The organism is Microbulbifer discodermiae (assembly GCF_040742695.1).
In the GTDB taxonomy this organism is placed as follows: Bacteria; Pseudomonadota; Gammaproteobacteria; order Pseudomonadales; family Cellvibrionaceae; genus Microbulbifer.
Window position 1 is genome coordinate 43,827 of record NZ_JBFLAB010000017.1, and the last position, 26,448, is coordinate 70,274.

At 60.3% G+C, this 26,448-nt stretch carries 22 protein-coding genes; 16 read left to right on the plus strand and 6 right to left on the minus strand.

Annotated features, from left to right (window positions below; genetic code table 11):
• Positions 1-186: 186 nt before the first annotated feature.
• The 4 genes from glnA to glnG all read left to right on the plus strand — a co-directional run bounded on the left by glnA (position 187) and on the right by glnG (position 5,445).
• Entirely contained in the window at positions 187-1,593 is a 1,407-nt protein-coding gene (glnA, locus tag AB1S50_RS08295) for a glutamate--ammonia ligase (RefSeq protein WP_367150102.1), read from the plus strand.
• Between the two features lie 184 nt (positions 1,594-1,777).
• Positions 1,778-2,461, plus strand: coding sequence for a DUF4124 domain-containing protein (locus tag AB1S50_RS08300; protein WP_367150103.1), 684 nt, complete (start codon positions 1,778-1,780; stop codon positions 2,459-2,461).
• 274 nt (positions 2,462-2,735) lie between these two features.
• Positions 2,736-3,833 (plus strand): nitrogen regulation protein NR(II), encoded by a 1,098-nt coding sequence (gene glnL / locus AB1S50_RS08305; protein WP_367150104.1) that lies wholly within the window; start codon positions 2,736-2,738, stop codon positions 3,831-3,833.
• A gap of 142 nt (positions 3,834-3,975) precedes the next feature.
• Entirely contained in the window at positions 3,976-5,445 is a 1,470-nt protein-coding gene (glnG, locus tag AB1S50_RS08310; protein WP_367150105.1) for a nitrogen regulation protein NR(I), read from the plus strand.
• Positions 5,446-5,552: 107 nt separating this feature from the next.
• On the opposite strand, the gene AB1S50_RS08315 is transcribed toward glnG, so the two are convergent.
• The 3 genes from AB1S50_RS08315 to AB1S50_RS08325 form a co-directional block, all read right to left on the minus strand.
• Complete coding sequence (locus AB1S50_RS08315; RefSeq protein ID WP_367150106.1) at positions 5,553-6,140, minus strand: HdeD family acid-resistance protein; 588 nt, start codon at positions 6,138-6,140, stop codon at positions 5,553-5,555.
• A gap of 181 nt (positions 6,141-6,321) precedes the next feature.
• Positions 6,322-7,635, minus strand: coding sequence for an aminotransferase class III-fold pyridoxal phosphate-dependent enzyme (locus AB1S50_RS08320; protein ID WP_367150107.1), 1,314 nt, complete (start codon positions 7,633-7,635; stop codon positions 6,322-6,324).
• A gap of 66 nt (positions 7,636-7,701) precedes the next feature.
• Entirely contained in the window at positions 7,702-9,147 is a 1,446-nt protein-coding gene (locus AB1S50_RS08325; protein ID WP_367150108.1) for an NAD-dependent succinate-semialdehyde dehydrogenase, read from the minus strand.
• A 173-nt stretch (positions 9,148-9,320) separates the two neighbouring features.
• Here AB1S50_RS08325 and AB1S50_RS08330 point away from each other — a divergent pair, with 173 nt between their 5' ends.
• A complete protein-coding gene (locus AB1S50_RS08330; RefSeq protein ID WP_367150109.1) occupies positions 9,321-10,259 on the plus strand; it encodes a LysR family transcriptional regulator in 939 nt (312 codons plus the stop codon).
• 5 nt (positions 10,260-10,264) lie between these two features.
• On the opposite strand, the gene AB1S50_RS08335 is transcribed toward AB1S50_RS08330, so the two are convergent.
• Positions 10,265-10,948, minus strand: a complete 684-nt coding sequence (locus tag AB1S50_RS08335; RefSeq protein ID WP_367150110.1) for a DUF6515 family protein — start codon at positions 10,946-10,948, stop codon at positions 10,265-10,267.
• A 317-nt stretch (positions 10,949-11,265) separates the two neighbouring features.
• Between AB1S50_RS08335 and panC the strand changes: the two genes are divergently transcribed.
• The 9 genes from panC to AB1S50_RS08380 all read left to right on the plus strand — a co-directional run bounded on the left by panC (position 11,266) and on the right by AB1S50_RS08380 (position 21,106).
• The gene (gene panC, locus AB1S50_RS08340; RefSeq protein WP_367150112.1) at positions 11,266-12,114 is read left to right on the plus strand and encodes a pantoate--beta-alanine ligase; all 849 of its coding nucleotides are present in this window, start codon (positions 11,266-11,268) and stop codon (positions 12,112-12,114) included.
• 380 nt (positions 12,115-12,494) lie between these two features.
• Positions 12,495-14,432, plus strand: a complete 1,938-nt coding sequence (acs, locus tag AB1S50_RS08345) for an acetate--CoA ligase (protein ID WP_367150113.1) — start codon at positions 12,495-12,497, stop codon at positions 14,430-14,432.
• Between the two features lie 177 nt (positions 14,433-14,609).
• The gene (locus AB1S50_RS08350; RefSeq protein ID WP_367150115.1) at positions 14,610-15,065 is read left to right on the plus strand and encodes a hypothetical protein; all 456 of its coding nucleotides are present in this window, start codon (positions 14,610-14,612) and stop codon (positions 15,063-15,065) included.
• The gene (locus AB1S50_RS08355; protein WP_367150117.1) at positions 15,062-15,646 is read left to right on the plus strand and encodes a GNAT family N-acetyltransferase; all 585 of its coding nucleotides are present in this window, start codon (positions 15,062-15,064) and stop codon (positions 15,644-15,646) included. Before AB1S50_RS08350 ends, AB1S50_RS08355 begins: the two co-directional genes overlap by 4 nt.
• Before the next feature lie 520 nt (positions 15,647-16,166).
• Positions 16,167-17,669: a catalase gene (locus AB1S50_RS08360; protein ID WP_367150118.1), complete on the plus strand. Its 1,503-nt coding sequence runs from the start codon at positions 16,167-16,169 to the stop codon at positions 17,667-17,669.
• 49 nt (positions 17,670-17,718) lie between these two features.
• Positions 17,719-18,180 (plus strand): ankyrin repeat domain-containing protein, encoded by a 462-nt coding sequence (locus AB1S50_RS08365; RefSeq protein WP_367150119.1) that lies wholly within the window; start codon positions 17,719-17,721, stop codon positions 18,178-18,180.
• A gap of 252 nt (positions 18,181-18,432) precedes the next feature.
• On the plus strand, positions 18,433-19,419 hold the full coding sequence (locus AB1S50_RS08370) for a serine/threonine protein kinase (RefSeq protein ID WP_367150120.1): 987 nt from the start codon (positions 18,433-18,435) through the stop codon (positions 19,417-19,419).
• 15 nt (positions 19,420-19,434) lie between these two features.
• On the plus strand, positions 19,435-20,256 hold the full coding sequence (gene cysE / locus AB1S50_RS08375) for a serine O-acetyltransferase (RefSeq protein WP_367150122.1): 822 nt from the start codon (positions 19,435-19,437) through the stop codon (positions 20,254-20,256).
• A gap of 43 nt (positions 20,257-20,299) precedes the next feature.
• On the plus strand, positions 20,300-21,106 hold the full coding sequence (locus tag AB1S50_RS08380) for a GNAT family N-acetyltransferase (RefSeq protein WP_367150123.1): 807 nt from the start codon (positions 20,300-20,302) through the stop codon (positions 21,104-21,106).
• A gap of 41 nt (positions 21,107-21,147) precedes the next feature.
• Here AB1S50_RS08380 and epmA read toward each other — a convergent pair whose 3' ends face one another.
• Entirely contained in the window at positions 21,148-22,089 is a 942-nt protein-coding gene (gene epmA, locus AB1S50_RS08385) for an EF-P lysine aminoacylase EpmA (RefSeq protein WP_367150124.1), read from the minus strand.
• Positions 22,090-22,164: 75 nt separating this feature from the next.
• Positions 22,165-22,737, minus strand: coding sequence for an elongation factor P (gene efp / locus AB1S50_RS08390; RefSeq protein WP_367150125.1), 573 nt, complete (start codon positions 22,735-22,737; stop codon positions 22,165-22,167).
• A gap of 109 nt (positions 22,738-22,846) precedes the next feature.
• Between efp and epmB the strand changes: the two genes are divergently transcribed.
• Together epmB and AB1S50_RS08400 are read left to right on the plus strand one after the other, a co-directional pair.
• Positions 22,847-23,884, plus strand: coding sequence for an EF-P beta-lysylation protein EpmB (gene epmB / locus AB1S50_RS08395; RefSeq protein ID WP_367150126.1), 1,038 nt, complete (start codon positions 22,847-22,849; stop codon positions 23,882-23,884).
• Between the two features lie 430 nt (positions 23,885-24,314).
• On the plus strand, positions 24,315-26,405 hold the full coding sequence (locus tag AB1S50_RS08400; protein WP_367150127.1) for an EAL domain-containing response regulator: 2,091 nt from the start codon (positions 24,315-24,317) through the stop codon (positions 26,403-26,405).
• Positions 26,406-26,448: the final 43 nt, after the last annotated feature.

Here is a 26,448-nt window from a genome sequence, read left to right on the forward strand (position 1 = left end):
TGCCCAAATCATTGCGCGCTGGTGGACGATGGCTGCGGTATAGAGGGTGACTATGTCACCGCCCCAGCTTGGCACACTTTTTGCTCTTATCTGCACAGGGAATAGGCACACTAGAACAGTTTCGGAGCAGGCGCCAATCGAAGCGCTGTAGCGGTCGGATAAATTTTCAAAACCCGGAGGACGGTAATGTCAGCGAAAACGCTCGGTTTGATTAATGAGAATGAAGTTAAGTGGGTAGACCTGCGCTTCACAGATACCAAGGGCAAGGAACAACATGTTTCCATCCCTGCGGCGGAAGTCAACGACGATTTCTTCGAAGAGGGTAAGATGTTCGACGGCTCCTCCATCGCTGGCTGGAAGGGTATCAACGAATCCGACATGATCCTGCTGCCGGTTGACGAAACAGCTTTCCTGGATCCTTTCACCGATGAAAGCACAGTGATCATCCGCTGTAACATCGTGGATCCGATCACCGCCCAGGGCTATGAGCGGGATCCGCGCTCCATCGCGCTGAGAGCTGAGGAATACTTGAAATCCACCGGTCTGGGTGACACTGTGTTGTTCGGTCCGGAGCCGGAGTTTTTCGTCTTCGACGACATTACCTGGGGTGCCGAAATGGGCGGCGCCTTCTACAAGATAAACTCTGAAGAGGCGGCCTGGTCTTCCGGCCACCACTATGCCGAAGGCAATATCGGACACCGGCCTGGTGTCAAAGGCGGATACTTCCCGGTGCCGCCGGTAGACTCGCTACACGATGTGCGCGCCGCCATGTGTTCCGCCATGGAGCAAATGGGTCTGCGGGTGGAAGTGCACCACCACGAGGTGGGCACCGCCGGCCAGTGTGAAATCGGCGTTGCCGCCAACACTCTGACCAGGAAGGCGGACGAAGTGCAGATCCTCAAGTACGCCGTACACAACGTCGCCCACGCCTACGGCAAGACCGCCACCTTTATGCCCAAGCCGCTGGTGGGCGACAATGGTTCCGGCATGCATGTACACCAGTCCTTTAGCAAGGATGGTGTGAACCAGTTCGCCGGCGATGCCTATGCCGGCCTGTCGGAAACAGCCCTGTTCTATATCGGCGGCATTGTGAAGCATGCGCGCGCCCTCAACGCGCTGTGCAACGCCTCCACCAATTCCTACAAGCGCCTGGTACCCGGCTTCGAGGCACCGGTGATCCTGGCCTATTCCGCGCGCAACCGCTCCGCTTCGATCCGGATTCCGTTCGTATCCTCGCCAAAAGGCAAGCGTATCGAAACCCGCTTTCCGGATCCCACCGCCAACCCCTACCTGGCCTTCGCCGGGCTGCTGATGGCGGGCCTGGATGGTGTCAGGAACAAGATCCACCCGGGCGATGCGGCGGACAAGGATCTGTACGATCTGCCACCGGAGCAAGTGGCGGAATTCCCCACGGTTGCTGCCAGCCTGGAGCAGGCGCTGGATGCCCTGGACCGGGATCGCGCTTTCCTGACCGAGGGCGGTGTGTTTACCGACGATGCCATCGACGCCTACATCGAACTGAAGCGCGAAGAGGTAGAGCGCCTGAACATGACCACCCACCCGGTGGAGTTCGATATGTACTACTCCGTTTAGGGAATCTCGGAGACTTTTCCTTAGCCCGTGCCGTCTGGCACGGGCTTTTTCTTTGCAGGTAAACTAGCAGGTTGTTGAAAAAGCGTTTTTCAACAACCTGCTAGGCTTTTTTAACCCGGCAACGCAATATTGCCGGGTTAATAAGGGGCCTTGGGATGGTCGATTACCGCACTGAGGAGTGTCTATGAAGAAGCTCTCATCTTTTCCCGCGTGGTTACTTGCGGCAGCCTGCAGTTGCGCGCTGGCCGGTGGTTCGGGCCTCGATGAGAGTGATGGCGGGGACACATCAGCTGGGGCTATTTATAAAACCGTCGGTCCCAATGGAGAGGTGGTGTTCACAGATACCCCGCCTGTGGATGGTAAATCCGAGCGGGTACAGCTGGGGCCCATCAATGTGCAGCCTATCTCCCTGCCGAAACCCATCCCCACCCGCAAGCTCTCCCCAAAGGATAAACGCGATCCGGGCGCGGCATACTCCGGCCCGGTCAATGTCACTATAGTGAGCCCCGCCAGCGGTGCCACCATCCCGCCGGGCCAGCGCTTCATTGTCCTGCAGGTGGCTATTGATCCGCCGCTGCCTCAGGGGCACCGCTTCTATGCTGTGGTGGATGGCCAGCGTTGGCGCGGCAGTTCCTCTGGCACCAGCCTGGATATCTCCGCGCTGGAGCGCGGTAGTCACAGTGTCCAGGCACTGCTCACGGACCCCTCAGGCAAGTTGCTGGCGCGCTCGCAGACGATCATGATCTACGTCAAGCGGCCCGGTGACCAGGTACCGGAGTTCGGCGCCCCTCAGGCCACCCCGGCTCCGCAGGCCCCTGCCGCACCGGGCCTGGTGCCCAAGAAGCCATCCCGCAGAGACGGTCGCTAATCACTGCTTGGGGTCCCCGCTAGCCGTTACCGATTGCCGCCGGTCGCTGTGGCAATCAACTCCCACTACCATGCACTGTATTTTTTTTGTCCGACGCACCATAATGGTGCGTTCGGTGGCGGGGCACAGCCGCGCTGCCCGCCATCAATCCGCCGTTAGCCACTATGCGCCATTTTGGTTGGTTTCTTGCAAAGGCACTTGGGGTGGTTCGATTTAAAGTGATACTCGCGGGTGGCCATATGGGGCGGTCCGCCCGCGACCTGGAAATTCTCCTATGCTCGACGATTCCCAGCTGCGCCAGCTTTTAGACAACCTGAACTCCGCCGTAGTGGTACTGGATGGGTGTCTGCGGCTGCGCTATCTGAACGCCGCCGCCGAGGATCTGCTGGCTGCGTCCAGAGTGCGGGTCTTTGGCCTGCCCCTGGAGAGCCTTGTGCGCGAATCCGACGAGGCCGTTCAGGCGCTGCGGGAGGCGCTGATACAGGGGGAAAAGTACACGGTGCGCCGTGCCCGCTGGCATTTGCACAACCAGGAGGCGCGCACCGTGGACTATTCCGTAAGTCCGCTGGTGGAGTTGGGGGTGTTGCTGGTGGAGGTGCAGCCCATGGACCGGCTGTTGCGCATTGCCCGGGAGGATGCATTGATCAGCGCTCAGGAGACGACCCGCAATCTTGTCCGGGGCATGGCCCACGAAGTGAAAAACCCCCTCGGTGGTATTCGCGGGGCTGCGCAGTTACTGGGCAGAGAGTTGCCGGATCCGGGCCTTGTCGAGTACACCCAGATCATCATCGACGAGGCCGACCGGCTGAGAAACCTGGTGGATCACCTGCTGGGGCCTAACAGGCCCGTCCACCGGCAAGCCACCAATGTGCATGAGGTATTGGAGCGGGTGGCCCACCTGGTGGAGGCGGAATGCGGTGGAGAGCTGGCCATCCGCCGCGACTATGACCCCTCCATACCGGAGGTGCCCGCCGACCGCGAACAACTGATTCAGGCGCTGCTGAATATCGGCCGCAATGCAATGGAGGCAATTGGGGACAGTATCGGGCTTGCCGCCGGAGAGCTGGTGCTGCGCACCCGGGTACAGCGCCGGATCACCATTGGCAAGCGGTGTTGGCCGCTGATTTGCTGTATTGAAATTGAAGACAATGGCCCCGGTATTGCAGAGGAAATCCGCGAGCGTATTTTCTATCCCATGATCTCCGGGCGCGCGAAGGGCTCCGGGCTGGGTCTGTCGATTGCACAGAACATCATCAATCAGCATGCGGGACTGATCAAGTGCGACAGCGACCCTGGGCGGAGTGTGTTTCAGGTCTGCCTGCCCCTGGATATGGAATTATTAACCCGGCAACTGGATACATTGCCGGGTTAATGCGGCACCGGGATGCGCCGCCAACGAGCGGAGACCGGCGCAAGCGCTTCGGGAAATTGCGCAGCTTTTTGAGGGCGACAATCCAATCGATGAGGGATCACCTGTTGGGTTGCCGGGTTACGAGTGACTGGTGGGAGTGACCATGGCTGTGAGCAATCGCGTGTGGATTATTGACGACGACCGATCAATACGCTGGGTGTTGGAGCGCGCGCTGGGCCGCGCCGGAATTGAAACCCGGTGTTATGACAGCGGCGATCGCGCTCTGGACGATTTTTATCGCGAAACCCCCGACGCGGTGTTGTGTGATATCCGCATGCCGGGCACCGATGGTTTCAGGTTGTTGCAGCGTTTCCAGGTGGAGCGCCCCACCCTGCCCATCATCATAATGACGGCGCACTCGGACCTGGACAGTGCCGTGGCCGCCTATCAGGGCGGTGCCTTCGAGTATCTGCCCAAACCTTTTGACGTGGACGAGGTGGTTGCGGTTGCCCGCCGCGCACTGGCCCATGGGCGGGAGGGGCTGTCCGCCGGTGGTGATCCCGGCGAGCGGGCCCTGGGTGGGGAGGCGATTATCGGTGAGGCGCCGGCGATGCAGGAAGTGTTTCGGGCCATTGGTCGCTTGTCCCACTCTAATATCACCGTGCTGATCAACGGTGAATCCGGTACCGGAAAAGAACTGGTGGCACAGGCGCTGCACAACCACAGTCCCCGCAGCGCAAAGCCCTTTGTCGCATTGAATATGGCCGCAATTCCCAGGGACCTGATGGAGTCGGAATTGTTCGGCCACGAAAAAGGCGCTTTTACGGGGGCCACAGTCCGGCGCCCGGGCCATTTTGAGCAGGCGGATGGCGGTACCCTGTTCCTCGATGAGATCGGCGATATGCCCGCGGATACCCAGACGCGCCTGCTGCGGGTGCTGGCGGACGGGGAGTTTTACCGGGTCGGGGGCCATACCCCGGTAACCGTGGACGTGCGCATCATTGCCGCTACCCACCAGGATCTGGAAAAACTGGTGGAGGAGCACAAATTCCGCGAGGATCTGTTCCACCGCCTGAATGTCATCCGGATACAGATTCCGCGGCTGGCGGATCGCCGCGAGGATATTCCGCGTCTGGCGCGCCATTTCCTCGACAGTGCCGCCAGGGAACTGGGGGTGGAAACGAAAGTTCTGCTTGGGGAAACCGAGGACCATCTCTCCGGTCTCGACTGGCCCGGCAATGTGCGTCAGCTGGAAAACACCTGCCACTGGATCACAGTGATGGCCTCCGGTCGCGAGGTGCATATAGAGGACCTGCCTCAGCAGCTGCGCCAGCAGAGCGCCGCGGTGGAGGTGTTGCCGGACTGGCGGCAGGCCCTGTGCCTCTGGGCGGATAAGGCACTGGCGGCGGGACGGCGTGAGATTCTCAATGAAGCGGTTCCCACCTTTGAGCGGACACTGATCGAAATTGCCCTCAAACACACCGGTGGGCGTAAACGCGATGCCGCCGATTTGCTGGGGTGGGGACGCAATACTCTCACGCGCAAGCTAAAGGAACTGGATGTGAAGGATCCACCGGCAGGCGACGCCGAATCAGGTGTAGGAATGTCGATCCCAGCTGGACCCGGAGATTAAACTATCCACTTATTCCTGTCTGATAGCGGTCAACGGCTGTAGAGGCCGAAGCTTTTCCTCCGCAAGGGCACAGTGCCGAGGGCAGGGTCAGTGAATGCTACTCTCGGCTATTCGCTTGTAAGGGCCTTGTTCTGCTTGCGCAGCTTGAATGCCAGCCAGATCATCGGCAGGCCAAAAATGATGGCGTAAGCACCTATCAACCACACCAGTGCCAGGGCGCCGGCGCCGGGACGGAACAGAATCAGCAGGCCGAATATTACCGACAGCACGCCGGCAAGGATCAGCAGCCACTCGTTCTCCAGCTCCTTGCGCAGGCGGATCGCGCCGACTATTTCAAAAATTCCTCGCACCAGTGCCCAGGCCCCGATAATAAGCACCAGAGCCAGTGCAGTGATCTGCGGGTAGAGAAAAGTCACCACCCCCGCCGCCACGCTGATCAGGCCCACGACGATCAGCCACCAGAGCGGCGTCGCCTTGTGGCGGCCCATGGCTGCCGCCACCAGGCCCAGGATCCCGTCCAGTAGTGCGTAGACACCAAATAGAATAACCAGGGTCAATAGGGAGAGGCCGGGCCAGATAAAGGTAAGGATGCCGAAGATCACTGCGCAGACACCGCGCAGTAACATCAGCCACCAGTTTTCCGAAAGTACCTGTATTACCGGTTTGCCGCTGAGGGCGCTTGCTTCGTCGGACATAATCCACTCTCGCAGGATAGAACGATATGCCACTAGTGTAGTTGCCGGTGGAAAAGCTGCCACCGGATGGGGCCATGGAGGCCGCTGACCGCGGCGGCCTCCGCGAGAGTGAACCTCAGGCCCAGGGGCTGCTGCGGGGGTGTGGGGGTATTTGGCGGCCGCGGGGCGCGGCCGCACAGGATTACGCCAGAGAGGAGATAACTCCGCGCAGCTTGTCGACGATCGCGTCTATCTCGTGCGCTTCGATAATCAGCGGCGGGGACATACACAGGGCGTCGCCGATACCACGCGCCATGACGCCCGCTTCCCAGGCCGCCGCTGAAACCTTGGCTCCGTACTTGCCTTTCAGTTCCGCTGGTGCACTGAGTTCCACCGCCCCTACAAGGCCGTAGTTGCGCACGTCGATAACCTTGTCCAGGTCGGCGAGGCTGTGTAATGCGGCCTCCCAGTGACTGCCGATATCTCCCGCGGCGCGGGTCAGCAGACCTTCCCGCTCGTATATATCGAGGGTCGCCATACCTGCAGCGCAGGCGACCGGATGGGCGGAGTAGGTGTAGCCGTGGAAAATCTCAACCATACCCTCCGGGGCCGCATCCATAACGGTGTTGTAAATGTGGTCGTGCACGAACACTGCCCCCAGCGGCACCGTCGCGTTGGTGATGCCCTTGGCTGAAGTGATCATATCCGGAGTCACGTCCCACTCGATGGCGGCAAAGGGAGAGCCGGTGCGACCCCAGCCGGAAATCACCTCGTCGAATATCAGCAGCAGGTCATGCTGGTCACAGATTTCGCGAATGCGTTTCAGGTAGCCTTTGGGCGGCAGCACCACGCCGCCCGCGCCGGCGAAGGGTTCAATGATAACCGCCGCTATCTGATCGGCACCGTGGAACGCCACCAGGCGCTGCAAGTCTTCCGCCAGTTCCACCCCGTGTTCCGGCAAACCGCGGCTAAAGGCGTTGCGCTCTATATCCAGAGTGTGGCGCATATGGTTGGCCTTCACCGGCTGGCCGAACGACTGGTAATTGGGTGCTATGCCCCCTACGGAAATACCGCCGAAATTAACCCCGTGGTATCCCTTCTCGCGCCCGATAAACATGGTGCGGGTGCCCTTGCCGCGGGCGCGCTGGTATTGCAGCGCGATTTTCAGCGCACTCTCCACTGCCTCTGAGCCGGAGTTGCCAAAAAATACTCTGTTGAGGCCGTCCGGTGTGTACCCCACCAGGCGCTCGGAATACTCGAAAGCTAGGTCGTGGCCAAAGTTGAAAATGGAGCTGTAATCCAGCTTTTTCGCCTGCTGGTGAATCGCGTCGGCGATCTCCGCGCGGCAGTGGCCGGCGTTGGAGCACCAGAGACCGGCGGTAGCGTCGATAATCTGGCGGCCGGACTTTTCCATCAGGTAAATGCCCTCCGCGCGCTCGACGATGCGCGGGGCGGCCTTAAAGCTGCGGTTCGGTGTGAACGGCATCCAGAACGCATCGGTTTTCATATCGGACATGGTCGGTCTCCGCAATCCTCGTTAATACTCTAAAAATGGGTTTGTGCCGCCGCTACCATACCCGTATCAGGCGCCGTAGCAACAGTACTTGGTTTCATAAAATTCAGTCATTCCCTCGACGCCACCCTCGCGGCCGATGCCGGATTCCTTGTTGCCGCCGAAGGGGGCTGCGGCGGTGGAGAAAACGCCGGCATTGCAGGCGACCATGCCGTAGTCCAGGGCCTCCACCAAGCGGTTGGCGCGGCGGATATTCTCGCTCATGACATAGGCCGCCAGACCGTAGGGTGTATCGTTCGTACGGCGGATTACATCTTCCTCGCAGGCGAATTTCTGCACCGGCGCCACGGGACCGAATATCTCCTCCCGCGCGATGCGCATGTCATCGGTCACACCGGTGATCAGGGTGGGGGCATAGTAGTTTACCCCTGTCGACAGGAAATCGCCGCCGACTTCTATGGTCGCGCCGGCGGCGACGGTGTCCTCCACCAGCTGTGCCACCCGCTCGGTGGCGCGGCGGTGAATCAGCGGTCCCAGAGTTACGCCATCCTCACAGCCGTGCCCCACTTTAAGGGCCGTCATTGCCGTGCGCAGCCGGGCGACAAACTCGTCGTGCACCGATTCGTGCACGTAGATACGGTTGGTGGACACACAGGTCTGGCCCGCATTGCGGAATTTGGTGGCCATGCAGGCCTGCACCGCTGTATCCAGGTCCCCATCGTCACAGACAATAAAAGGGGCATTGCCACCCAGTTCCATGGATACCTTCTTCACCCCGGTAGCGCATTGGGCCATCAGAATCTTGCCCACGGCGGTGGAGCCGGTAAAGGTGAACTTGGCCACCCGTGTATCCTGAGTCAACACCCGGCCGATGCCAGCGGCGTCGGAGCCAACCACCATATTCAGGGTTCCGGCCGGCAACCCCGCCTCCTGCGCCAGCTGGCACAGGGCCAGGGCGGACAGGGGCGTCTCCGCTGCCGGCTTGACCACCAGGGTACAGCCGGCGGCCAGGGCCGGCGCCACCTTGCGGGTAATCATGGCATTGGGGAAGTTCCAGGGGGTGATGCAGCCGACAACCCCCACGGGCTGGCGGATGGTCTGCAGGCGCATATCCCGGTTGTGGGTGGGGATCGTCTGGCCATAGGCACGGCGGCACTCCTCCGCGTACCACTCTATAAAGGAGGCACCGTGCAGGATCTCGCCTCTGGCCTCCGCCAGCGGCTTGCCCTGCTCCAGGGTCAGCAGGCGTGCGAGGTCGTCGGTATTGTCCAGGATCAGCTGGTGCCAGCGCTTCAGCACCGCAGCGCGTTCGCCGGCAGTGCGTTTTTTCCACGCCGGAAAGGCGGCGTGGGCCTCCCCGACGGCGGCCTCGGCGTCTGCAGGGCCGGCATCCGCCAGCTCGGCCAGCATATTGCTGTTGGCCGGGTCGCATACCGGCAACTTCGCCGGGCTGTCGTGCCACTGACCTCCGATATAATTCTGAGTTTTCAACAAATGTTTATTGGCCAACTCCATCGTCAAGCTCCCTGTGCTGACGGCTATTACTGCGTGTACAGGAATTTTCGTGAGTGCCTGGCCAGATGCATAGTCAATTTTCTCCAATTAAAATTTGGCTTTTTCAAACTTTGCCTTAGGATGGTACCGGTTAACTGTGTAAAGGGGTGGGCAGGGCGCAGCGGGGTTGAAAGATGAGTGGTAAAAGCCCCCTGAGCGGGCGCTTCACAGATATGGACCTGCGCCTGCTGCGGGTATTCCGAGAGGTGGTGCGGGCCGGTGGTCTCGCGCCGGCGGAGGTGGCGTTGAATATCAGCCGCTCCACCATCAGCCAGCACCTGTCGGACCTGGAGGCCCGCCTTGGTATGCAGCTGTGTTTGCGCTCCCGGGGCCGCGCCGATTTCAAGCTGACCCCTGAGGGGGAGGAACTATACGGGGCTATCGACGACCTGGATGGGCACCTGGCTGCTTTCAAGAGCCGGGTCAACGCCATTCAGTCCCAACTCACTGGCAGCCTGCGGATAGTGTTGCCGGACGATGTGCTCGAGATTCCCCAGTTGGACCTGCCGTCCACTATCCGCCAGCTGCGTCAACTGGCGCCACAACTGCAACTGGACCTGCAACTGGCCGCCCCCCAGGAGCTGGAGTTGGAGATCCTCGCCGGCAGGGCAGAGGTGGGGATCAACCCCCTGCATGCGAAGCGTCCGGGGCTCGACTACCGGCCTCTGTTCAGCCATTGCTCCAGGCTCTATTGCGGCAGCCGGCACCCTCTGGCCGGTGAGAGGGGGGTGAGTGAGGAGTTGCTCACGGAGCAGGAGCTGGCCGCCCCCAGCCATGCGATTCTCTCCGGGGCGGCACACCTGTATCGCTTGTTCCCCCACAGGAGCACCGCCAACCATATGGCGGCGCGACTGGCGATGATCCTATCCGGCCGATTTATCGGTTTCCTGCCGGACTACCTGGCCCGGCGTTATCTGGAGTGCGGCGACTTGGTGGCACTGTGTCCGCAGCGTTTTCACTACCAGATCCAGAATGCCGCTACGTTCAAGCGCAGTGCCGCGCAGCACCCGGCGATCGCCCTTTTTTTGCAATCCTTACAGGTGGACCGGGAGGCTGCCGGCTGGGGCGGTTGACTCGGTTAATACTGAAAACCCGGATCGGCGACAACCCGATAGGCGCGCGCGGAGGGGTCCCAGATATAGTAGGTATCGTAGGCGACGTAATAGTGGTGACCGCCAAACGCCAGGGATATCGCCGTGCCCGGGAGACTGTGCACTATAGCTCCAATGGGTGGCTCCACCACCACATAGCCATAATTCCGTGGGCGATAAAAGATGCCGTCACTGTAAAAAAACCTGAGGCCTCCACGGCGGACAGCCACGAAGCTGCGCGGCAGCTGACTCCAGTGATAGCCATAGTGGAAATGGGCGGGCCGCCAGCGGTAATGCCCCCTGCGAAAGTGACGCTTTGCATAGTATGGCCGCGCGGGATAATGGTCACGATATCGTTTCTTGTAGTGCCTCTTGCGGTAGGGGCGGCGCTTGTGGGTGTGGCGAACAGTCTCTTCCCGGTAGTGATGCTCCTTGCCTCGCCGGTGTTTTGCCCTGTGCTTTCGATCTTTCCTGCTGCCCTGCTTCTCACTGCCGCGCGCCCTGTGTCGGTCAGCCCGCCGCTCGTCCTGGTTGTTCTGCTGGTGGCGATATTCTTTGCGGTAGGCATCCTTGAGCGCGGAACCCGTGGTGGGATGATAGCGGTCGGCGAGTACCGGTTCAGCCACTGCCAGAAGGCTGGCAGCGAGTATTGCGACGGTTGGTGTTTTCATGGTTCTCTCCGGTGCCGCCCAGCGGCCTAGCATGGCTTTGGGTACCAGTGTGCGCTGGCGGGGCTGAATCTTTCCTGAACCGGGAGTGGATGTTTTCACTTACACTCAGCTGGCAACTGCATCGGAGGTTGGATCGGAGGTGTGGATGGCGCTACGGGGATACTGAGCGATACTTTCATTTATGCGAAGATTGCGGCAAAAGTCCGGTATTCATACCTTTATCGGCGATGATTGGTGGCGATCTACCGACAGAATTGTCGTTGCCGATCCCAGCGAGTATGATGCCGCGCAGTTAAATTCCGCCTGAAATGAGTGCGATGCAAGTATTTCACCATGTGGCAAGCCTGCGCGACGCGCTGGCAGAGGCCCGCGCTGCCGGCAAGACCATCGGGTTTGTCCCCACCATGGGCAACCTGCACGATGCCCATATCGAGCTGGTCAGTCTGGCGCGCCAGCTTTGTGATCTGGTGGTGGTTTCCATCTTCGTCAACCGGCTGCAATTCGGGCTCAATGAAGACTGGGACAAGTATCCGCGAACCCTGGAGCGGGATATGGCGCGGCTGAGTGCCGCCAACTGCGATTTTCTGTTTCACCCGGAAGAGAGCGAGATTTATCCCAACGGTATGGATCAGCAGACCCGGGTGGTTTGTCCCGCTATGACAGATGTGCTTTGTGGTGCCAGTCGGCCCGGCCACTTCGAGGGGGTGACTACGGTGGTGGCCAAGCTGTTCAATATCGTACAGCCCCACAAGGCAATATTCGGCATCAAGGATTTCCAGCAGTTGGCGGTGATCCGCCGGATGGTGCAGGACCTGTGTATTCCCGTCGAGATCGTCGCCGCTCCGGTCCACCGCGAGCCCGACGGACTGGCCATGAGTTCCCGCAACAGCTATATCACCGCCGATGAGCGGCCGCGGGCAGCGATACTCAGTCAGGCCTTGAACCGGACACGGGAGCAGCTGCAGTCCGGCCGGCGCGATTTTGCCGCGCTGGAAGAAGAGGGCGTGCGGTGTATCGAGGATGCCGGCTTCCGGGTGGACTACTTTTCTGTCCGCAACAGCCACAGCCTCGCGCCGGCCGCCCACGACGACACCGAGATTACCGTCCTGGGTGCCATTTACACCAGCGCCGCGCGCCTGATCGACAATGTCTCCCTGGAGCTGTAGCGCCCGCCGGTGCAATCGCCCTGAGCCCATTGCTTGAAGTGCCGGTCCGACCATTCGCCAGCATCTGTTGATCAGTTGCCGCCGCACTGCCTGTATCGCCGTGTCCCGCACTGAGAGGCAGAGGGCCTGTTCTCTCACCCTGGGCCAACTCTATTTGCTGACTTAAACTGCGCGAACCTGGACATTTTGCGTCGCGACATAAGAAAAATTGCGCGCCATTCCATTAGGCTACGCGGAATGATTTTGGCGGGCGCGTTAAGATGGTGGAGAAAACTGGCTGACAGCGTTGTCATCTTTGTTTCGTCAATGCTATAACAGGCCCTCCACCCAGATCCAATGACCGCGCTGGCGGAGTCCCATAATGCTCACGGGAGAAACCGATGTCAGAAGTCCACACCCGCTCTGTACCTGATGATTACGCTGCCGAGGCCCATATCCGCGCCGATGATTACCACCGGATGTACCGCCAGTCGGTAGCGGACGCCGAGGCTTTCTGGGCGCAGCAGGCGAAAGATTTTCTGCAGTGGCAAAAACCCTTTACCCGGGTTGTCGAGGAAGATCTGAACCGCGGCCACTGTGCGTGGTTCCCGGACGGTGAACTCAATGTCACCGTCAACTGTATCGACCGCCATCTGCCCTCAAGGGCGGAGCAGACCGCCATCATCTGGGAGGGCGATGATCCCGCACAGAGCTGCCGCATTACCTACGCGGAGTTGCACGCGCATGTGTGTCGCTTCGCCAACCTGCTCAAGCAGCGGGGGGTAAAAAAGGGGGATCGCGTCTGTATCTACATGCCGATGATTCCCGAAGCTGCCTATGCGATGCTCGCCTGTGCCCGTATCGGGGCTGTTCACTCAGTGGTGTTCGGCGGATTCTCTCCGGAATCTCTCAAGGACCGTATTCTCGATTCCGATTGCCGCCTGGTGATTACCGCCGACGAGGGTGTGCGCGGTGGCAGGAAGGTGCCGCTCAAGGCCAATGTGGACCTGGCGCTAGCCGAATGCCCCAAGGTGCACACGGCCATAGTGGTAAAGCGCACCGGGGCCAATGTGGACTGGGACAGCAGCCGGGATATCTGGTATGCGGAATCGGTTGCCGCGCAGAGCGCTGACTGCGAGCCGGAGGTAATGGGGGCGGAGGACCCCTTGTTTATCCTCTACACCTCTGGCTCCACCGGCAAACCCAAGGGTGTTCTGCACACGACCGCCGGCTATCTGCTGATGGCCTCGATGACTTTTAAGTACACCTTTGACTACAAGGAGGGGGATGTATTCTGGTGCACCGCCGATGTGGGCTGGATCACTGGGCACAGCTATATTGTGTACGGCCCCCTGAGCGCTGGCGGTACCACTCTGATGTTTGAGGGTGTGCCCACCTATCCCGATGCGTCCCGCTGCTGGCAGGTGGTGGACAAACACCAGGTCAATATTTTTTACACTGCACCCACGGCCATCCGCGCACTCATGGGGGCCGGCGACGAATACGTGACCAACACAGACCGCAGCTCGCTCAAGTTACTTGGCACAGTAGGTGAGCCCATTAATCCAGAGGCCTGGGAGTGGTACTACTCAGTGGTGGGAGATGGGCGTTGCCCCATCGTCGACACCTGGTGGCAGACGGAGACCGGAGCGCACATGATCACACCCCTGCCCGGGGCTATGGCCCTCAAGCCGGGTTCCGCAACCCTGCCGTTCTTTGGAGTGCAGCCGGCGCTGCTAGATGAACAGGGGCGGGAGATCGAGGGTGAAGGCGAGGGCGCGCTGGTAATGAAAGCCAGTTGGCCGGGAATGATTCGCACTGTGTTCGGCAACCACCAACGCATGATCGATACCTATTTCTCTGCGTTTCCCGGCTACTACTTTACCGGCGATGGCGCGCGCCGGGATGCCGACGGCTATTACTGGATCACCGGCCGTATCGACGATGTGCTCAACGTATCCGGTCACCGCCTGGGAACCGCGGAAATCGAAAGTGCGATAGTGTTGCATGAAGACACGGCGGAGGCCGCAGTGGTGGGTTATCCACACGACATAAAGGGGCAGGGGATCTATGCCTATGTAACCCTGAAAGCGGGCCACCAACCCTCGGATGCACTGCGCCGGCAGTTGATCGACCTGTGTGTGCAGGAAATAGGTCCCATCGCCAAGCCGGACATTATCCAGTGGGCGCCCAGCCTGCCGAAAACCCGTTCCGGTAAAATCATGCGCCGTATACTGCGTAAGATTGCCTGTAACGAACTGGACAGCCTGGGTGATATCTCAACCCTGGCGGACCCGTCGGTAGTGGAGCACCTGATTGAGGAGCGCGCCAATCAATAGTGGGAGGACGCGGGGAAATATCCGGCAGAACCCAGTGCTGCCGCCCCGCAACTCTGAATTGCGCAAAACATAGCGGGCGCACAGGCAGCTTAGGTTCCCCAGTTTCGCATAAAAGCCGGGCAGGGCCCGGCATTTTGTTTTAAGCTCTCGCAGTTTTGCTTACCTTGGATCTGATTCATGGACGTTACCATTGAGGAGCAGCTTGCGGTACCCGGGGGATTGGTACAGCACGAATATCTCTGTCAGCACTATCGTTTCAATGCGGAGCAGAGGCTCAAGGCCTTCAATCTGTTTGTGGTGCTCAGCATGTTTGTCGAAGGCGGCATCTTTACCGCGGTAGAAAAAGATTTTCACCCTCTGACGTTGGCGTTGCTGGGCGGCTTTGTGCTGATACTGTCCACAGTGTTCTGGCTGGTGGATATGCGCAGTCGCCAACTGCTCAAGCTGGCGGTACCGGGATTGCGGCGACTGGAGCAGGAGCTGCCGCCGCAGTCGCGAATCTTCTGTCACGATGAAGCGAAGCGCGGTCGCCTGATCCGATACAGTTTTGCCATCCGTGCGCTGCTGGCAGCGCAGTTTGTATTCGGCCTCGGTGTGGCGATGTTCGGTGTTTGGCAGTGGATACAGGGATGAACCCGGACGGCCTCGGCCAGGGGCTTCCAACACTTCCAGGACGTGCTTTTTGCTTCCGCTGGATGGGGGAAGCCGATTTGCCCGAACTCCAGGAGATCTTTGGCGATGCGGATGTGGTGCGCTTTATGGCACTGTCCTGCCTGACCAACCGGAAGCAGACACAGCGGTTTTTGAACTCCATCCTGCAGGGGTTTGCCAGTGGCACCCTTTACCAATGGGGGCTGGAGTATCGGGGCCGGATCATCGGCTCCTGCACCCTTGCCGCGATAGACCGCAGTCACCGCCGGGCTGAAATTGGATTCGCACTGGCGCGCCGGTTTCAGGGGCGGGGGCTGATGGCGGAGGCGGTGCCGCTGGTGTTGGATTTTGCCTTCAAACAATTGGCGCTGCATCGGGTTGAAGCCGATGTGGACCCCCGCAACAAAGCGTCACTGGCACTGCTGGAGAAACTTGGCTTTCGCCGCGAGGGGTTGTTGCGGGAGCGGTTCACCGATGAAGAGGGTTTTCAGGATTCCCTGATGCTGGGATTACTGAGTCGTGAATGGTGCAACGCCAACAGACCGGCCGCGTCGGGGGGGTAATTGATATTTCCGATCCCTGGCAGGTTGTTGAAAAAGGCATCCTGCCTGTTTCAAAACACAAAAAGCGGAAAATGTGATTTTCAGTTTTCTCCCCGTCTTGTTCCAGCCTGAAGTTATTCGCCCGGCAATTCAATTTTGACTGCAACAGCTATGCCGTGGCGCCTCTGTACCCAGCCCCCAACCGGGCAGCGCCCCATTCTCCGGGATTCTTCGACCGCGTGGGTATAGCGCTGAAGACAATACTGATGAATCTGTAGCACTGGGAGCAAGGTTCTCGCTTCCATTGCTCACCGTCGGCGAATCCCAATGCCGGCAGAATTTAAACCGCCAATCAACACTGCCGGATCAACAGCTGAGGGTCCGGCTTTCTCCCGATCGGCTCACCGCGTCTGCACTCTGCCCAACAGAATAGCCGTGCTCTATCAAAACTATAACCATGAACAATTTCCTTAATCAGTCTGCATAAGATTTACTGGGCTCGGACATTTAGTCGGATAGAACACCAGAGGCGGTAACTTCGATGAAAAAAACTCTTATATTTTTTTTTGCTATTGGCCTGATAGGCAGTGTCAATGCGCAAACCCTGACCCGCGACAACGGGGCACCGGTGGGGGACAATCAGAACTCCCAGACTGCGGGAGCTAATGGGCCCACCCTGTTGCAGGATGTGCAGCTTATCCAAAAACTGCAGCGTTTCGCCCGCGAACGTATTCCAGAGCGGGTGGTGCACGCGCGTGGTACCGGTGTTCACGGCGAATTCGTGGCGACCAGGAATATACGCGATCTCACCAGTGCAGAGGTATTCAAGCGCGGTGAAAAGACCCCGGTTTTCGTGCGCTTCTCCACCGTGATTCATTCTAAGGGTTCACCGGAAACCCTGCGCGATCCGCGCGGTTTTGCCACCAAGTTTTACACTCGCGAAGGCAACTGGGACCTGGTGGGAAACAATCTACCGGTCTTCTTTATTCGCGATGCGATCAAATTTCCCGACATGGTTCACTCCCTGAAGCCGTCGCCGGTCACCAATCAGCAGGACCCAAACCGCTTCTTTGACTTTTTCAGTCATGTGCCGGAATCCACCCATATGCTCACCTGGGTTTATTCGGACTTTGGCACCCCCGCCAACTTGCGCCAGATGGACGGTTTCGGCGTGCACGCTTACAAGCTGATCAATCGCAAGGGCGAGACACACTATGTGAAGTTTCACTGGAAAAGCCGTCAGGGCATCAACAACCTGACCGCAGCAGAGGCGACGGACATTCAGGGGCGGGATTTCAGCCATGCCACACGGGACATGTACGATGCGGTTGCGCGGGGCGATTACCCCCAGTGGGACCTGTTTATCAAGGTGCTGAAGCCGTCGCAACTGGATGACTTTGATTACAATCCGCTGGACGCGACCAAAATGTGGCTCGATGTGGAAGAAATGAAAGTCGGCACCATGACCTTGAACCGAACGCCGGACAATTTCTTCCAGGAAACCGAGCAGTCGGCCTTTGCCCCGGCCAATCTAGTGCCTGGTATCGAACCTTCGGAAGATCGCCTGCTGCAGGGTCGTATATTTTCCTATGCCGATACCCAGATGTACCGCTTGGGGCCGAATCATCAGCAGTTGCCGATCAATCGCCCGCGGGTAGCGGTGGCCAACTGGAATCAGGATGGTGCGGGTAACCACGGGCATCAGAAATCCGATGTCAACTACCAGCCGAGCCGTCTGGAGCCGCGCCTGGAGGATCGTCGCGGACTTTACACGCGCACGGCGCTGTCGGGCAGCACTCAACAGCAGGCAATTGCCAAGCAGCAGCCCTTTGCCCAGGCCGGTGTGCTCTACCGCAGCTTCGACAGCCAGCAGCAACAGCACCTGATCGAAAACCTGGCCGGTGATCTGAGCAGGGTACGCGACAGCGATACCAAGCACATTATGCTCAGTTTCTTTTATCGCGCGGACAAGGGTTTCGGTGAGCGCCTGACCAAGGCAGTCGGCGCCGATCTGAAAAAAGTTGAACGGCTCAGCAATACCTGATGCCGAGGCCGGGCGGCGGGCCCGCCCGGCTGTTTAAGGAGATGTAGCGATGAGAAGCCTATTAGTCACACTGCTGTTGCTGGCCCTGAGCAGCCATGCCGCTGAGGGGGAGTCAGAGCCTCGGTTTGAGGACCTGCTGCCCTATTATTTCGCCGCGGCGCGCAGCGACAATACCGAGGTATTGCGCGAGTTCGTTCAGGCGGGCTTTCCCTTGGATGCCAGGAACCCCAAGGGCTACACGGCACTGATGATCGCCACCTACCACGGCAATAGCGAGGCGGCGAACTATCTGCTGGCCCAGGGCGCCGACGCCTGCGCCGAGGACAACCGGGGCAATACCGCTCTGATGGCGGCGATCTTTCGCGGTGAGTTCGCTCTGGCCCGCACCTTGATTCAGCGGGATTGCGACCTGCAGCACCGCAACAAGGCCGGCAACTCCGCTGCCGGTTTCGCCCAGGTTTTCGGCCGCGACAAAATCGCCCGCTTGTTAGGGCCTGTTGACACTAACTGAGATAGCCCTGCTACCGAAATATGGATGTTCCGGCAAAATCGACGACGCCTAAGTCGTTGATTTTGGGCGAAAAGTGAAAATCACATTTTTCGCTTTTCGTGTTTTGAAACAGGCAGGATACCTTTTTCAACAACCTGCTAGAGAGCCAGAAGGCGCAGCCGGCGGGGTGAGCACCCGGCAGTTTCGGGTTCTGTTTGTTCCCGCGGGGGGAAAGGCGTAGCATAGCGAGCCGCAACCCCGTCGGTAGCCGCAATGTCCCAAAGTCATCACCCCTATGAAACGCTGACACCAGATGTAGTGATCGACAGTGTGGAGTCCCTGGGACTGCTGTCAGACGCGCGAATATTTCCCCTTAACAGCTATGAAAACCGCGTCTACCAGGTGGGCATCGAGGGGGGCGAGCCGCTGATCGCCAAATTCTATCGTCCCGGCCGCTGGACGGATGCGCAAATACTGGAAGAGCACGAATTCTCCCTGGAGCTGGCGGCAGCCGAGATCCCCGTGGTGGCCCCGCTGCAGTTTGAGGGGCGGACACTGATGGAATTCAACGGCTTCCGTTTTGCCCTTTTCCCGCGCCGCGGCGGACGCCAGCTGGAACTGGACAATCTGGAGCACCTGGAGCAGGTGGGCACCATGCTCGGTCGCCTTCACGCCGTCGGTGCGGCACGCTCCTTCAGCTGTCGCCCGGGACTCACCCTGCAGCACTTTGCCGTGGACAGCCGCGCGTTTATTCTCCAGGGGGATTTCCTGCCGCGGGAGAACCGCGATGCTTACGCCTCCATCAGCGCGGATATTATCGATACCATCAGGCCCTTGTTTGAGCGCGAGTGGCAAAATCTGCGATTGCACGGTGACTGCCACAGTGGCAATTTTCTATGGCGTGACGGCACTCCCTGGTTTGTGGATATGGACGACTGTCTCAGCGGCCCGGCGATCCAGGATATCTGGATGCTGATTTCCGGCAGCCGCGCAGAGCAGACCGCCTGTCTGGATACCGTGGTGGAGGGCTATGAAACCTTTACCGAATTCAATCCGCAGCAATTACAACTGATTGAACCCCTGCGCTGCCTGCGGCAGATACACCACGCCGCCTGGTTGGCGCGCCGCTGGCAGGATCCGGCGTTTCCGCTGGCATTTCCCTGGTTCAACTCGCCGCGCTATTGGGCGGAACACATTCTGGCTCTGCGCGAGCAACAGGCGGCACTGCAGGAGCCGCCCCTGGTGCTGGGCGCAGTTTGATATGGAGGGGTATTGATGCAGGCGCACACACCGGCTGCTGCGGACGAGGCCCTGTGGCAGAGAATTCGCGCGGAAGTGACCCTTCAGGTGGAGCGGGAGCCGATCCTGGCGAGCTTTCTCCACGCCACCATTCTCAATCACTCGACGCTGGAAGCGGCGCTGAGCTTTCACCTGGCCAACAAACTGGACAGCCCGGTAGCGCCGGCGCTGTTGATTCGCGAAGTGATCGACGGGGCACTGGCGGGGGATCCCGCCATTGGCGCCGCGGCCCGCACCGATCTCTCAGCCGTTTACCAGCGGGATTCCGCCTGTAAATCCCTGTACGAGCCATTTCTCTATTTTAAGGGATACCACGCTCTGCAGGCCTGGCGGGTGGCCCACTGGTTGTGGCGGGAGGGTCGCCGCTCGCTGGCGCTGTTCCTGCAACACCGGATTTCGATGGTGTTCAGTGTCGACATTCACCCGGCGGCACAGTTGGGCAGGGGCATACTGCTGGATCATGCCACCGGTATCGTGATAGGTGAGACTGCGGTGGTGGAGGACAATGTGTCGATCATGCAGTCGGTCACCCTCGGTGGCACTGGCAAGGAGAGCGGTGACCGTCATCCCAAGGTGCGCTGCGGTGTGTTGATCGGGGCCGGCAGCAAGGTGCTCGGCAACATTGAAATCGGCAGTTGTGCCCAGATCGCCTCCGGCAGCGTTGTGCTCAAGTCGGTGCCGGCCAGGAAACTGGTGGCGGGAGTGCCCGCACGGGAAATAGGCCGGGCGACCTGTGCCGAGCCGGCGCTGTCCATGGATCACTGCGCCCTGACCCAGGTGGATCGGCAGCTGCCGTGATAGCCACCCCCGGGTGTCGCGCTCTCCCACAGCCGCTATTCTTATGGGTATGAAGTACAGTCTCAGTGCCAAGAATCTGGTCTGCCGCAATCTGGAAACCCATGCCAGCTATTGTGCGGGTCTGCTCAACCCGGATCACACCAGAGAGATTACCGGGATACTGCGCGTTGACAGTGGATTGCTCTCCTACAGCTTGAACCGCACAGTCACCAACACGGTGATGCCAGCGCGGATTTTGCGGCGCTTCGTGGTGGATTACTTTGCCGAACGCCACAGCCCCTTCACCCTCTGGCACTGCGCGAACAAACCGCTGGATGATGCCGAGATGGAGGAGCTGGGGTTTACGCGCCGGGAGCCGATGGTGGCCATGGTGGCGGAGGTACAGCGGCTGGCGATGGAAGAGAGCCTGACGGAGGACCTTCGGGGAGGGCTGGAGATAGCGCCGGTGACCGCCGATAACCTGATGGAGTACGGCGATTTGCAGGCGGCGCAGTTTGCCGGTGAGCGGGAGGGCCCGCAGCTAAAGAAGTTTTACCATCACCTGCACGGTCTGCCGGAGTCCAAGCGCAGCCGCCTCAAGTTGTTTCTCGCCCGCCTCGGGGGTGAGCCGGTAGCCGGCGGCTGCCTGTTTGCCTCGGCGGACGCGCTCGGCTTTTACGACCTGCTGACTCTGGAGGCCTACCGCGGGCGGGGAATTGGTAAGGCGCTCTTCTGCCATCTGTTGGAGCAGGCATCCCACAGCCATCAAAAGCACGCGGTGGCACTCACCGCGCCGGATAAACAGGAGCTGCTGCTGGAAGCCGGTTTTTTCGCCGTGGGGGAAGTTGCCCAGTATCGCTTCGAGCCCTGACCGCCTGCTAGGGGCCCCATCTCGATTGAGGTGCGCCGGCTTCAGGCCCGCTCTATGGGGAAGGCGATGACCTCCTCGATGGAATCATAACCCCCCGCCAGCATCAGCAGCCGGTCGACCCCCAATGCCACTCCGGCACACTCCGGCATACCGGCCCGGAGCGCCTGCACCAGGCGCTCCTCGAAGGGGTAAAGTGGCAACTGGTGAGCCCTGCGGTACTTGTGGTCTGCCCGCAAGCGGCGCTGCTGTTCCTCCGCATCGGTCAGCTCCCAATAGCCGTTGGCCAGCTCCATCCCGCCCGCATAGGCCTCAAAACGGCGTGCAACCAAGGTGCCGCGGTCGTCTTCGGACAGCCGGGCCAGGGCCGCCTGGCTGGCGGGGAAGTCGTACACCAGCGTGATACCCTCACCCATGGCGGGCTCCAGCCGGTGACTGAGCAGCAGATCGAGACACTCGTCGCGGCTGGCTGGCTCATAGTCCGCATCCACTTCCCGCTGCACACAGTGGCGCAGTTCGGCGGTGCTGGCGCTGTGGGGATCCAGGCCCAGTTCCCGCGCGAACAGATCCCTATAGCTCAGCGGGTGGACATCGGTCATGTGTAGTAAATTGCAGAGTAGCTCCCCCACTTCCGCCATCAGGCGGCGGTCATCCCAGCCGCAGCGATACCACTCGAGCATGGTGAATTCGGGATTGTGGCGTCCGCCGGACTCCCCCTCGCGGAACGCCTTGCCCAGGTAGTAGCAATCGCCGACGCCGGCGGCCAGCAGTCGTTTCATGCCGAACTCCGGGCTGGTGGCGAGAAAGGCGGGCGCGCCGTTGCACTGGGCGGTGATCGACGCGATATGGGGGTCGCTGGTAGCGCGGCGCGACAACAGCGGCACGTCCACCTCCAAAAGGGACCGGTCGCTGAAGAAGCGGCGGATGCCCGCCAATAGTGCCCCGCGCTTGCGCAGGCTTTCCGGTCCGGCGGTGGGTTGCCACATAGTGTATCCGGCGTTGATCTCAGCGGGCTGGCTGGCCGCGGTTGCCGCCCTTGGCAAGCGGCGGTGCGGCAGGCTTTAGTCTTCCTTGGCGCGACCCAAATACTCCCCGGTCCGGGTATCCACTTTGATGGTCTCGCCGATTTCCAGAAACAGTGGCACCTTGACCACGGCGCCGGTGGACAGGGTGGCGGGCTTGGTGCCGCCCTGGGCGGTGTCGCCGCGCACGCCGGGGTCCGTATCGCTGATTTCCAGGATTACATGATTGGGTGGGGTCACTGCCAGTGGTGCCCCGTTGTAGAGGGTAACCGTGCAGACATCCTGCTCCTTGAGCCACTTGGCGGAGTCGCCCACTACGTCGGCGCTGGCCTGGTGCTGTTCAAAGGTCTCCGGCTCCATGAAGTGGTAGAAGTCGCCATCGTTGTACAGATACTCCATATCGCGATCCATCACGTCCGCGGCCTCCAGACTCTCGCCGGAGCGAAAGGTGCGTTCCCACACGCGGCCGGTCTTCAGATTGCGCAGCTTGACGCGGTTGAATGCCTGGCCCTTGCCGGGTTTGACGAATTCATTTTCGACGATGGAGCATGGGTCTCCGTCCAGCATTACCTTGAGACCGCCCCTGAATTCGTTGGTGGAGTAACTTGCCATGGAATCCTCTAATTCAAACAAAATGCGGGGCCGAAACTGTCGGCGGCCCTTTCAATTTTTGCCTAGCTGGTTAAAAATCGCGCGTTTCGCGCAACGGAAATAGTCCTTAATGATACCGCACGCTCCAGCTTCCGGCGAAATAGTCGCCCGCGAATCGTCTGCCGCAGCCGATATACCCCGCTGGCAGGACCAGCTGGCCGACCTTGTCACCGACCCGGCTGAGCTGATCCGGTTGCTGCAGCTGAACCCAGCCAGCCTGCCTGATGCCCTGCGGGCCAGCGGCGATTTCCAATTGCGGATTCCGCGCCCTTTGCTGAAGCGGATAAAGCCCGGAGACCCCCGCGATCCGCTGTTGTTGCAGGTGCTGCCCGGCGCGGCGGAGCTGGAGCAGACCCCCGGCTTCAGTGCCGACCCCCTGGCGGAAATGGACGCTAACCCGATTCCCGGCCTGGTGCACAAGTACCACGGCCGCCTGCTGCTGATTGCCGCGGGGCAGTGTGCAGTCAACTGCCGCTACTGTTTTCGGCGCCGCTTCCCCTACGCCCAGAATCATCCAGACCGCACCCAGTGGCGGGCGGCATTGGACTATATCCGCGCCCGGCCTGAGTTGCGTGAAGTCATCCTGAGCGGTGGCGACCCACTGGTGCTCGGCGACCGACAGCTCCGCTGGCTGGCTGACGAACTGGCCGCTATTCCCCAGTTGAGCACCCTGCGGGTGCACACGCGCCTGCCGGTGGTCATACCCAGTCGGGTCACCGGCGGACTCCTGGAGTGGTTTGCGGGTACACGGCTGAAGCCGGTGCTGGTCCTGCACTGCAACCATCCCAACGAGATCGACAGCGAGGTTCGGGCCGCCCTGGAGAAGCTGCGCAGGGGCGATGTGACCCTTCTGAACCAGGCCGTGTTGCTCAGGGGTGTCAATGACTCAGCGGAAGTACTGGCCAGACTCAGCGAAACGCTGTTTGATGCCGGCGTTCTACCCTACTACCTTCATCAACTGGATCGCGTAGAGGGCGCTGCCCACTTCGAGGTTCCGGACCGCCGGGCGGTGGAGTTACTGGAGCAGTTGCGCGGGTGCCTTCCTGGCTATCTGGTGCCAAGGCTGGTGCGGGAGATTCCCGCAAAAGCGTCCAAGACCCCTCTGTGATTGGCCATGCAGGGGTTACCAATCTGGCAACTTATTTTGGGTCGCCGGGTTAATAATCTCACCGGGAGGGCAGACTTCCCCGTGCACAATGCGGGTGGTTACACCTAAAGCCTAAAGAGGATTGGCGCAAAAATCACCTTAATGAATACCGGTCACTAAACTTAACGCTCAACCATCCCTTGCCCCGCCGGCAGTCCATCGGTTTACTCCCCAGAGAGTATTGTTTCTGGGGCTTGTGCGCCGGTGAAAACCTTTGCTGCTCCCCCAATCCTGTTTACTTCTCCTCGCCCGCTTGTGACATCCGTCTCCTACCGGCAGCGACCGGGCTCTTGTAAGTGACCGAGGCGGCGACCTAAACTTAGGGTTTTTCCGGCCGGTACCTTCGGTGGCGGCCCCGCCGCTGTGGCAGTGGGCAGCGAGAGCAAAAATAATGAGCAGCAGCGATACTATCCGACTCCTCCTGATTCACGATACACCGTCCGAGGCCCAGCGGCTGGTAAGCATGCTGAACAACGCCGGCCGGCCCAACCGCGCCCAGCGTGTGGCCAGCGAACCGGCCCTGGTGAAATTGTTGCAGGACAAAAGCTGGGATCTGCTGATCGCTGCTGAACACAGTCAGGAGCTTCCTGCCGCGGTGGCACTGCGCACCATCAATAAACTGCAAAAGGACATTCCCGTGGTGCTGCTGACCGAGCGCAACGGTGCCCAGCCGGTGGTCGAGGGGTTAAAACTGGGCGCCCGTGAAGTGGTTACCGTGGATGAAGATCAACACCTGTTGCTGGTCATTCAGCGCGAGATGGGAGCGCTCGATAACCGCCGCCAGGCTCGCCTGCACGACCGCCGCTACCATGCGACACTGCAGCGCGCCAAGGAGCTGCTCGACAGCTCCAAAGACGGCATTGCCTATGTCTCGGACGGTCTTATCGTTTACGCCAACGAATCCTTTGCCGAGCGATTTGGTTATGACTCCAACGACGAGATCGAGTATCAGCCGCTGATCGATATGCTCCCCAGCGGCGAGCAGGAAGGGGCGCGCGAATTTCTCCGGCAGTGTGCGATGGACCACAATGAAGTGGAAGTGCGGGAGTGGCAATTCAGCGCGAAAACCGCATCCGGCAAACCACTGCCTGTTCGCGCCCAGGTGCTCGCCACCGTCTACGAGGATGAACCCTGTATACAAATACGCATCGCCGCCAAAGGCGCTGACACAGGGCAGCTGGAGGCACAGCTCAGTGATATCAAAAACCGCGACCCCCTGACCAGCCTCTACAACCGCCAGTATTTCCTGCACATGCTGGACTCGGCAATTAAATCCAATGCCGGGTCGCGCCGCACCGGCGGTCTCATGTACATCGAGGTGGACCGCTTTGAGGAGGCAGTGCAAAAAGCCGTCGGTGTGGCGGGGGCCGATGCGGTGCTGAAAAAAATGGCGGAGATTCTGCAATCCACCCTGCGCCGGGGTGACCAATTGGCGCGCTACGGCGAGCAGAGTTTCAGTCTCATGCTGGCAGAGACCACACCGGACAACGCCGAGCAGCGCGCGGTGGAATTGCTGGGCAAAATAGCCGATACCATCTTCGACGCGGCCGGCAAAACAGTGCGCGCAACTGTCTCTGTGGGTATTTCACTCCTGAGCGAGGCATCCGCCGGCGTGGAAAAAGTGCTCGAGCAGGCATTACAGGCCCATCACCAGGCGCTGAAAAAGCACACCGAGGGCAATGGCTGTGCCCTGTACGAGCCGGACATCGAGCAGGCCGGGGATGCGGACACCTATCACCGGGCCCGCGTGATTCAGGCGTTGGAATCCGGCAGCATGAAATTGCTGTATCAGCCGGTACTCAGCCTGCAGGGCAGCGGTGAACAGCTTTACGAAGTGCTGGTGCGACTGATTGACGCCAACAGCGAAGAACTGTCGCCGGTGGCCTTCCTGCAGACCCTGGGCGACGCCGGCCTCTCCAGCAAGCTGGACCGCTGGGTGATTCTCGCCGCTATCAAGGCCGCCGCCGCCCAGCGTGCGGCCGGCCGGGAGGTTTCCCTGCTGTTGCATATCAGCGTCGCCTCGCTGGTGGACACCGGGCTGCCACCCTGGCTGGGGGTGGCTTTCAGGGCTGCCAAGGTGCCGCCCAAACTGGTGTCGTTCCAGCTGCGCCAGGAGGATATCGACAGCCACCTGCACGCTGCGCGGGATTTTACCAAGCAGGTACAGGGACTGGGTTGCCGCGTAGCGGTTTGCCATTTTGGCACCGGGCTCAATCCTTTCAAGATGCTTGAGCATGTGCGGGTGGATATCGCCAAGGTGGATCCGTCTTTCGTCCGTGAAGTGCAGGACGAAGGGGAGAGCAGTGATACTCTGGCCGGGTTGGTCAAGCAGCTGGCCGCTGCCAATACCAAGGTCATAGTGCCGCACGTGGAGCAGGCCAATATGCTGCCGACCCTGTGGCAGACCGGCACCGACTATATTCAGGGTTATTACGTCCAGGCCCCCGCCGAAAAAATGGACTTCGATTTCAGTCTCGACTGATTCCCACTAGCGGCCCTGCGGCGCGGGGCGGCGGCCCGGTGGA